At 40.9% G+C, this 8,625-nt stretch carries 8 protein-coding genes and 1 pseudogene; 3 read left to right on the top strand and 6 right to left on the bottom strand.

What is annotated here, in order from left to right; translation table 11 throughout:
* Positions 1–541 precede the first annotated feature (541 nt).
* The 3 genes from rnc to E0E16_RS11165 form a co-directional block, all read right to left on the bottom strand.
* Positions 542–1,588: a ribonuclease III gene (rnc, locus tag E0E16_RS11155; RefSeq protein ID WP_130830354.1), complete on the bottom strand. Its 1,047-nt coding sequence runs from the start codon at positions 1,586–1,588 to the stop codon at positions 542–544.
* Positions 1,578–2,840: a beta-ketoacyl-ACP synthase II gene (gene fabF / locus E0E16_RS11160; protein ID WP_130830355.1), complete on the bottom strand. Its 1,263-nt coding sequence runs from the start codon at positions 2,838–2,840 to the stop codon at positions 1,578–1,580. Before fabF ends, rnc begins: the two co-directional genes overlap by 11 nt.
* 251 nt (positions 2,841–3,091) lie before the next feature.
* Positions 3,092–3,328: an acyl carrier protein gene (locus tag E0E16_RS11165; protein WP_130830356.1), complete on the bottom strand. Its 237-nt coding sequence runs from the start codon at positions 3,326–3,328 to the stop codon at positions 3,092–3,094.
* A 330-nt stretch (positions 3,329–3,658) separates the two neighbouring features.
* Between E0E16_RS11165 and E0E16_RS11170 the strand changes: the two genes are divergently transcribed.
* Both E0E16_RS11170 and E0E16_RS11175 read left to right on the top strand, forming a co-directional pair.
* Positions 3,659–4,261 (top strand): DUF4254 domain-containing protein, encoded by a 603-nt coding sequence (locus tag E0E16_RS11170; RefSeq protein ID WP_130830357.1) that lies wholly within the window; start codon positions 3,659–3,661, stop codon positions 4,259–4,261.
* Positions 4,262–5,311: a glycosyltransferase family 9 protein gene (locus tag E0E16_RS11175; protein ID WP_130830358.1), complete on the top strand. Its 1,050-nt coding sequence runs from the start codon at positions 4,262–4,264 to the stop codon at positions 5,309–5,311.
* Positions 5,312–5,432: 121 nt separating this feature from the next.
* Here the strand turns inward: E0E16_RS11175 and E0E16_RS11180 are convergent, their stop codons facing one another.
* Positions 5,433–5,735: a hypothetical protein gene (locus tag E0E16_RS11180; protein ID WP_130830359.1), complete on the bottom strand. Its 303-nt coding sequence runs from the start codon at positions 5,733–5,735 to the stop codon at positions 5,433–5,435.
* 492 nt (positions 5,736–6,227) lie between these two features.
* On the opposite strand from E0E16_RS11180, the gene E0E16_RS11185 reads away from it, so the two are divergent.
* A complete protein-coding gene (locus E0E16_RS11185) occupies positions 6,228–7,037 on the top strand; it encodes a DUF3108 domain-containing protein (protein WP_130830360.1) in 810 nt (269 codons plus the stop codon).
* A 522-nt stretch (positions 7,038–7,559) separates the two neighbouring features.
* Here E0E16_RS11185 and E0E16_RS11190 read toward each other — a convergent pair.
* Positions 7,560–8,405, bottom strand: a complete 846-nt coding sequence (locus E0E16_RS11190; RefSeq protein ID WP_255418178.1) for an IS3 family transposase — start codon at positions 8,403–8,405, stop codon at positions 7,560–7,562.
* 32 nt (positions 8,406–8,437) lie between these two features.
* Positions 8,438–8,625 (bottom strand): annotated as a pseudogene (locus E0E16_RS13690) (hypothetical protein); the annotation flags it as partial.

The raw sequence follows: 8,625 nt of genomic DNA on the forward strand, positions 1-8,625 counted from the left end.
GTATTGCTTAAGTTATCCGTCAATGCTCTTTGGGGGCTTCGCGCCCCCAGCCGCAAGGCAAACCTCCGCGGTGTTTTTCATAGTTATTGCACCCACAGAGATTTTGCACTTCTATTTGGAATTAGCAGAAAAGGAAACTACCATAAGCACAACAACACCAAAGCGGACGTTGTGCCAATAATTCACGTTGTCCGGTCGGGTTTCCAATAACAGCATGGTGGAACTTAGGGTCAAAAACGGACATTGGAAAATAAAAAGAAACCCACACATCAGGCATTAATTTGCAAAAGCTAAGCTTTCGGAATGTAAAAGCTAAGCTTTCGGGATGCAAAAGCTAAGCTTTTATGTCGTAAAAGCTAAGCTTTTGAAATGGGACTTGTAAGTTGCTGATTATCAATGTTATTTTCTAAACTAATTTTTCATTGAAAGAACAGGACTTTTGTGTGCCCTCGTGTGTGGGTAAATAGTGAACAACGATGGTCTGTTTTTTATAAAACTTGGCAGACTGACAAACAGAACGCTTATCTCCGAAAAATGTTTTTTATTCAAAGGCCTTCGCTTCAGCGGCGGCAATGATAGCCTCGCGTTCTTTATCGCTATGATCATTGATTTCATAGAGTTCGAGCGTTTCAGTGTCGGTTCTATCCTCTGTCAAGTTTTTTTTCGACTTATCGGAACACTCCACCGCCTCTTCCGAATACACTTCCTCCTGAAAAGGATTCTTATGTTTCTTCTTCGATGTTTCTTCCCCAACGATAAAATTCATATCCTGCCGTGTATCGGGAACTTCGAGTATGGGTTCTTCCTCCATCTTCGTACGATTTGCCTTGGCAGTGAACACCTCATCAATGAATTGAGGTTCGCGACGCAAACGCTGCAAGGTTACTTTAGCTGCCTCTTGCTGACTTTCCTTCTTTGAATAGCCGTGCCCTTCGCCAGCCGGCAGCCCTTCAATGACTACTCGGAAATCAAAGATGGGATTTCCTTCCTTGTCTTTTCCGTCCTGAAGAAGATTAAAATCAAGTTTCACCTTGTTCTTTTGGCTCCATTCTATCAGTTTCGATTTGAAATTCACTTCCTTGTAAGCCACTTTGTCAATATTGATCAACTCGCCTAAAATCTGTCTTTTCATGAATTTCATGCAGGCATCGTATCCCTGATCCAGATAAAGTGCACCGACTAATGCCTCGAAAGCATTTCCCCCCACATAGCTATTGTGCGATGAGGAATGACCATTCGAAAGTATCAACTCGTTAATTCCCAACTTCTTGGCTAAGTGATTTAATGTTTCGCGCTGAACTATCTTGGAACGTGTGTTGGTTAAAAAACCTTCACGCTTTCCCGGAAAATGTTCGTAAACAATATCACCAACAATGGCATCGAGGATGGCATCGCCCAAAAATTCCAATCGCTCGTTATTAACGGGCTTGCCTTTCTTATTTCGATGCGCCACACTCTTGTGCAAAAGAGCCGTCTTATAATAAGCGATATTGTGAGGAAGAATTCCAATAATTTGATATAAAGACAGATAAAGCTCCTTTTCCGTCCGGAAAGGAAGCCTTATCCTGTCGATGATTCTATTCAGCATACTTCTTAAAAATCACACAAGCATTATGTCCTCCAAAGCCGAATGTATTGCTGAGTGCAGCACGTATTTCACGCTTTTGGGGCTTGTTGAACGTAAAATTCAAATTGTAATCGAGATTTTCGTCCTTGTCGTCTTCCTCATGATTGATGGTTGGAGGCACTACTCCATCGCGAATGGCAAGTATACAAGCCATTGCTTCAACTGCTCCGGCAGCACCGAGAAGGTGTCCGGTCATACTCTTTGTCGAGGAAATGTTCAACTTATAAGCCGCATCGCCAAACAAATCTTTAATGGCTTTTGCCTCAGACACATCACCTACCGGAGTCGAAGTACCGTGAACATTGATATAATCAATGTCTTCCGGCTTCAAACCTGCGTCATCAAGTGCTGCTTTCATTACCAAATTTGCCCCAAGACCTTCGGGATGGGAAGCCGTGATGTGATAAGCATCGGCAGATTCTCCTTCACCCACAAGCTCCGCGTAGATTTTTGCTCCGCGCGCTTTCGCGTGTTCCAGTTCTTCGAGGATTAGACAGCCGGCTCCTTCGCCCATGACAAACCCATCGCGACTTGCAGAGAATGGTCGTGAAGCGTGTTCCGGATCATCGTTGCGAGTTGATAACGCGTGCATGGCATTGAAACCACCTACTCCACAAGCACAAATGGCAGCCTCAGCGCCACCGGTTACAATCATGTTTGCCTTTCCCAACCGAAGCAAATTAAATGCTGCCGCTATGGCATTGGTAGAGGAAGCACAAGCTGAGGTTGTCGCAAAGTTTGGACCATGAAATCCGAAACGAATGCTGATTTGTCCAGCAGCTATATCCGAAATCATCTTGGGAATGAAGAAAGGATTGAACTTAGGTTCCTCATCAAGGTGCTGTCCCCAATATACCACTTCATCCTCAAAGGTTTTAATACCTCCGATACCTACACCGTAAACCACACCAATGCGCGTTTTATCCACTTTCTCCAAGTCGATACCACTGTCGGCCACACCTTGTATGGCACTGATGATTGCCAATTGCGTGTAACGGTCTAACTTTCGAGCCTCTTTACGGTTAATATAGTCGTTTATATTCAAATCCTTCACTTCACAAGCAAAGCGAGTCTTGAAATTGGTTGTATCGAATTGCGTGATAGGCGCAGCACCGCTTTTTCCGTCCAACATGGCTTTCCATGTATCTTCGGGGCTATTTCCCAACGGAGTAACAGCTCCCAAACCTGTTACCACTACTCTTTTTAATTCCATCTAATTGATTTTTATTGTTTCGCTCCTGCATGAAATAAAATGAGATGTCAAACCATGAAATTAAGGAGTTAAGCTAAAGTTTCCCTATTGGTATTCCTACAAAAAACCTAAAGGCAAAACTACTGGCTTAACTCCCCAATTCTTATTTCATTACTCCTGCTCTCGGCGAAACATGAGTACTAATATAAGCGAATAGTTAAAAACAAAAGTTGAGCGAAGAACTTTTGCTCCGCTCTTATTTCATAATAACTTTACTTTGCGTTCTCTTCGATATAAACAATAGCATCACCTACAGTGCCGATTTTCTCAGCTTTGTCATCAGGAATAGAAATACCAAATTCCTTCTCGAATTCCATGATCAGCTCTACAGTATCCAACGAATCGGCACCGAGATCATTCGTGAAGCTTGCTTCAGGCTTTACTTCTGCCTCTTCAACACCGAGCTTATCCATGATAATCGCCTTTACTTTAGATTCAATTTCTGACATAATTTTTAAGATTTAAAATGTTTAATAATATTTTTCATTTCTAAAATTCGGCTGCAAAGGAAAGATAAATTTTCCATCTATACAAATTTTTCACTCAAAAAAGTGCATTACCATGCACATTTAATATAACATTGTGCATAAATTTACTATTATTTAAGGTTTACTTTGCTATAAATCAAAACTTTTAGCAAATTATTCGCACAACAGCTCTTGCGAAAAAAAGTTCCAATATTCATTTTTTTAATCCAATTCCACAAAACCAACTATTTAATTTTTGCTCATATCATTATTTTGAGTTATATTTGCAAAATAAATTAAAACCTAAATAAAATGTCATTTACAGAACATTGCAACGAGATTTTTACACAGGCCATCCGTGATTATCATATCACAGACAACGTTGATACACCTATTAATAACCCCTACGACAGGGATTCCATAGAGAATAGGCTTTACTTAAAATGTTGGATCGATACTGTACAATGGCATTTTGAAGACCTTATACGCGATCCTCATATCAATCCAGATGCAGGAATGAGTCTCAAACGGCGCATTGACAGGTCGAACCAAGACCGAACAGATTTGGTGGAACAAATTGATTCTTACTTCAGACAGTTATATTCTGATGTGAAAGTTCAAGACAATGCCACCATCAACACCGAAAGTCCGGCATGGGCAGTGGACAGACTTTCTATTCTTGCGCTCAAAATTTATCACATGAACGAAGAGGCAGAACGTGCCGATGCCTCAGAAGAACATCGGGAAAAGTGTAAAAAGAAATTAGCGGTGCTCCTTGAACAGCAAAAAGATTTAGGAACAGCCATCAATCAACTGCTCGAGGACATCAAAGCAGGTCGCAAATATATGAAGGTATATCGCCAAATGAAGATGTACAATGACCCGGCTACCAATCCGGTATTATACAAGAAATAATTGAAAACCGACCACATCATCATTGTACGCTTTTCTGCAATGGGCGACGTTGCCATGACGGTGCCCATAGTTTTCGCGTTGGCAACACAATATCCAAAACTTAGAATCAGTGTGCTCTCGCGTCCGTTTGCGAGAGCTTTCTTCCAAAACATGCCCGACAACGTGGAGTTTATGGAAGCCGACTTAAATAATGAATACAAAGGCATTCATGGGCTTAACAAGCTTTTTCGGAGAATTACCGCTAAACATCCCACACACATTGCTGACTTCCATAATGTACTAAGAACAAAATATTTGCGTTTGCGCTTTTGTGTTAATGGTTATAAGACAAAACACATTGACAAGCACAAGGTGGGAAAACGCAGACTTTGCAGAAAAAACAATAAAATCTTCGTACAACAACCCACTTCTTTCAAAAACTATATGGATGTTTTGGAGGCATTGGGCTATCCCATCCGACCCGATTTCCAATCCATCTTCGTAAACGGAGGAAACGATATTGAACAACTCCCGGAAGGGATGAATGAGAAGAAAGAAGGGGAAAAATGGATTGGCATCGCTCCTTTCGCAGCTCACAAGGGTAAAACCTACCCGAAAGAAAAAATGGAAGAGGTGATTCGATTGTTATCCACACAACACGACCATATCAAACTATTCCTTTTCGGAGGTGGTAGAGAAGAAAAGGAAATCCTTAAATCGTGGGAAGAAAAATATGAGCATTGCATTTGCGCTTCATCAGCTCTGCACGGATTATCAGAAGAACTCATCTTAATGAGTCATCTTGAGGCAATGATTTCCATGGACAGCGCCAACATGCACCTTGCTTCACTTGTTGGAACCCGGGTTATCAGCATTTGGGGAGCCACACATCCTTTTTGCGGATTCTTCGGATGGAATCAGGACAAGGAAGATGCCGTTCAAAACAACAAACTCTCATGCCGTCCTTGTTCTGTATTTGGTAATCAACCATGCCACCGAAAGGATTTTGCTTGCATGAATTCCATAGAGCCTTCGGAAATAGTCAGCAAATTAAAACTATCAAAATCATAGTTATTGTTAAGAAATTATTGAATGTCTTTTTAATTTCTTATTGACCAATTTTTAAAATCTACGCAAAATATTTCTTCTCCTATCTGAAGAAGAGCCACAAGGGCTTTATCCACACAGGTTTTTATTCCTCTATTCTTCCTTCCTCACGAAGAAACTCCAAATAATCACGTGTTTTCGTTTCTCCATTTGCAGACTCATGTTCCAGCAACGGCAGAAAGATTTTATCTATAAACTCATCGAGAACAGGAGCATCCTGACAACTATCAAGAAAATCCTTTACATCCTCAAAAGTTGGTTGCTCATCATAATCCTTTTGTGTCCATGATTTCACATTCTCAAGCATTCGTTTTTGCGATGCCTTCATTTGGGAATTCAAGGCACAAGTGAGAAATATCCTATAGTAATCGTCTAATATTGGTTTCATCTTTATTCCTTTCTCATATCCCATTATACAAGCGACATATAATATCCATTGGGTTACAAATTTACGATATTTTTCAGAAAACCAATCTTTTTTGTTGATAACTCTGTGGAAAAGTTAGTTCATAACATTTTCACAACTCTGTGGATATTCACAATATAAAAGAGAAAATGCGAGAACAGTGGATATCCACAAGTTTATTAACGCTCTTTTAGGGAAGTTTTGCACACGTTATTGATATTAAAAGATATAAACTTATTATCTTTGCACCATATTTAAAAATTGTGGATAACTCAAAAGATGAACTGATTTTCAATGAGTAAGTTTCAACTATTACCGTTGATAACTTCTTTTCTAAAGTTGATATTCATATCACCAAAAAAGAAGCGGATTACTTTTGCACAAATCCACAGCACATCATACTCTATCATTCTTTTTTTCTTTTTAAAAAAGAAATAAGAATATAATGATTTACGAATGAATAAATACAGCAAAATGAAACATTTGAAATCCGGTCTGATTGCTTTGCTTGTTCTTTTATCGGTAAATGCATCAGCTCAATGCACATTTAGAAACACTGCTTTTAACAGTGGTGAATACCTTACTTACAATCTTTATTACAATTGGCAGTTTGTTTGGGTGAAAGCCGGCACGGCATCGTGGTACACCGTCTCTTCAACCTATCGCGGAACTCCGGCTTACAGAGCTTCTCTCACGACACGTGGCAATGGAAGATTGGACGATTATTTTGTTCTTCGCGACACACTTCTCTGTTATGATTCAAAGAATATGGCACCACTATATTACAGAAAAGGAGCTCGCGAGGGGAAACGCTACACAGTGGATGAGGTGTTTTACAGTTATCCAAACGGTAAGGTGCGCATAAAACAGCATCGCGTCGATAACGACGGTGAACATCATTGGCGAACAAGATATTCCTCAGAGTGCCTTTACGATATGATGAGTATTTTCCTGCGTGCCAGAAGTTTTAATCCCGATAAGTGGAAATCGGGACAGGTGGTAAATTTTCCCATGGTAGATGGCAACAGTGTTAATCCGGCACGTATCGTTTACAATGGCAAGACCAACGTTAAAGCTGATAACGGACGAAAATATCGTTGCTTGAAACTTTCCTATCATGAGCGGGAAAATGGGAAATGGAAGAATATTTCTTCCTTTTTCATCACCGATGATTCCAATCATATCCCTATTCGCCTTGATATGCGATTAAAGTTCGGAAGTGCGAAAGCCTTTCTTGTCAGCATGAAGGGCATTAGAAACAAGGTTTCTTCACTCATTAAGTAAATCCTTTGCAGAGATAGAACCGAACGAGGTTAAAGCAAATGGAATGTAATGCCGAACATTCGACTCGGTCATCGTTACGAAATTATATGACAAAAACAGGATTCGAGATACACTTCGTAATCTACTGATAATCAGGATAATATTAATCCGAATTTAAAAGCTTAGCTTTTGCACTTCAAAACATGACCTTTTGCAATGCAAAAGCTAAGCTTTTAGAAAGTGAAAGCTAAGCTTTGTCTTTTCCTGAATTCACTTGTCAGATCTGACGATGTTTTTCTGTTTTACTTGTCAAATATTTTCTTATTTACTGAATGACTTGACATTAACATTATATAGTTTAAATTTGAAGTCAGTGCACTTGCATAAAAGAAGATGGACAACACCTAAGTTCCGTCATATTTTCGGCAAGGTCTTAGGGGGCTCGATGCCCCCTGGGACCTTTGGTGAAGATGGCATAAGACCGTCGTTCGCCATATTTTCGGCGTTCCAAAGATACTTTATATTTTTCTTTTTTGCAAGCATTTATCTCTTTTTCCAAAGATTTCTCCCGGGCTGTTCGCCTCTATAGACATCCATCGGACATTTCATTCCTATGCTCATATGCGGTCGTCTGTAGTTGTAGAAGGCTATTGCCTTGGAGATTTCCATGTTGGCCTGGTCATAATCTCGGTACATCTCCTGCTGGTAAATCCACTCAACCTTAAAGGTTCCATTCGTCCTTTCCGCCACAGGATTGTCCGTAGGATTGTACCGTTCTGTCATACTAACCCTGATATGGTGGCACATAAGAGTTTCAACATATAGGTGGCAGGCATATTGCGAACCCCTGTCAGAGTGGTGTATCGTTCCGCAGAGGTTGCCTCCTCCGGCTGCCTTAACTGCCATTAGCAATGCCTCCTTCGTATTTATAGCCTCCATGGTTTCGGATAAACACCAGCCTATGACAGCATGTGAGTAAACATCTGTAATGAGATGGAGGTACAGGACGTTGCCGTAAATCCAAACGTAGGTTATGTCGGCTGCCCAAATGTGGTTAGCATACATTGCCGTAACACCTTGTACAAGATTAGGATACTTCCTATAAGGATGATTGGAGTCCGTTGTACGTCTTCGCTTGTTCTTGGGAACCATAAGCCCTTCTGAAGCACGTAGTTGTACGAAGGAGTCGCGACCATGCGTAACATCTTCACCTAGCTCCGACTTGAGGAGGCCGTTCAGTTTCACACCGCCCATCCCGGGACAGCAGGCACGATAGTAGAGTACATTGTCAACTATCAGTTTACGCCTTTGCCGCTCAGAAATCACAAGCTTGCTGCTTGCGTAATACCACTGGCGTTTCTTGCCAAACAGCCCACAGAGGAATTCCACGGATACACCGGGAAACTCCTCACGCAGCGCCGTTACTGTTTGGCACCATCTTTTTTTAAGATGCTGATACCCTCCTCGGATTCGGCTATCTCTATGAGTTTCTCATAGGCACGGCTGCGCATCTTCTCCAAAGACAATGCGTGTTGGAGGTTCACTATCTTCTGGCGCAATATCTCATTGTCTGTCAAATTCGTTTCTTTATGAGCCATACGATACCTCT

Source organism: Prevotella rectalis (assembly GCF_900607215.1).
Taxonomy (GTDB): Bacteria; Bacteroidota; Bacteroidia; order Bacteroidales; family Bacteroidaceae; genus Prevotella; species Prevotella brunnea.

Coding starts and splice junctions, on each gene's coding strand:
- E0E16_RS11165 (WP_130830356.1), bottom strand. CDS start 3,328: ATGTCAGAAATTGAATCTAAAGTAAAGGCGATTATCATGGATAAGCTC.
- E0E16_RS11180 (WP_130830359.1), bottom strand. CDS start 5,735: ATGAAACCAATATTAGACGATTACTATAGGATATTTCTCACTTGTGCC.
- E0E16_RS11170 (WP_130830357.1), top strand. CDS start 3,659: ATGTCATTTACAGAACATTGCAACGAGATTTTTACACAGGCCATCCGT.
- rnc (WP_130830354.1), bottom strand. CDS start 1,588: ATGCTGAATAGAATCATCGACAGGATAAGGCTTCCTTTCCGGACGGAA.
- E0E16_RS11185 (WP_130830360.1), top strand. CDS start 6,228: ATGAAACATTTGAAATCCGGTCTGATTGCTTTGCTTGTTCTTTTATCG.
- fabF (WP_130830355.1), bottom strand. CDS start 2,840: ATGGAATTAAAAAGAGTAGTGGTAACAGGTTTGGGAGCTGTTACTCCG.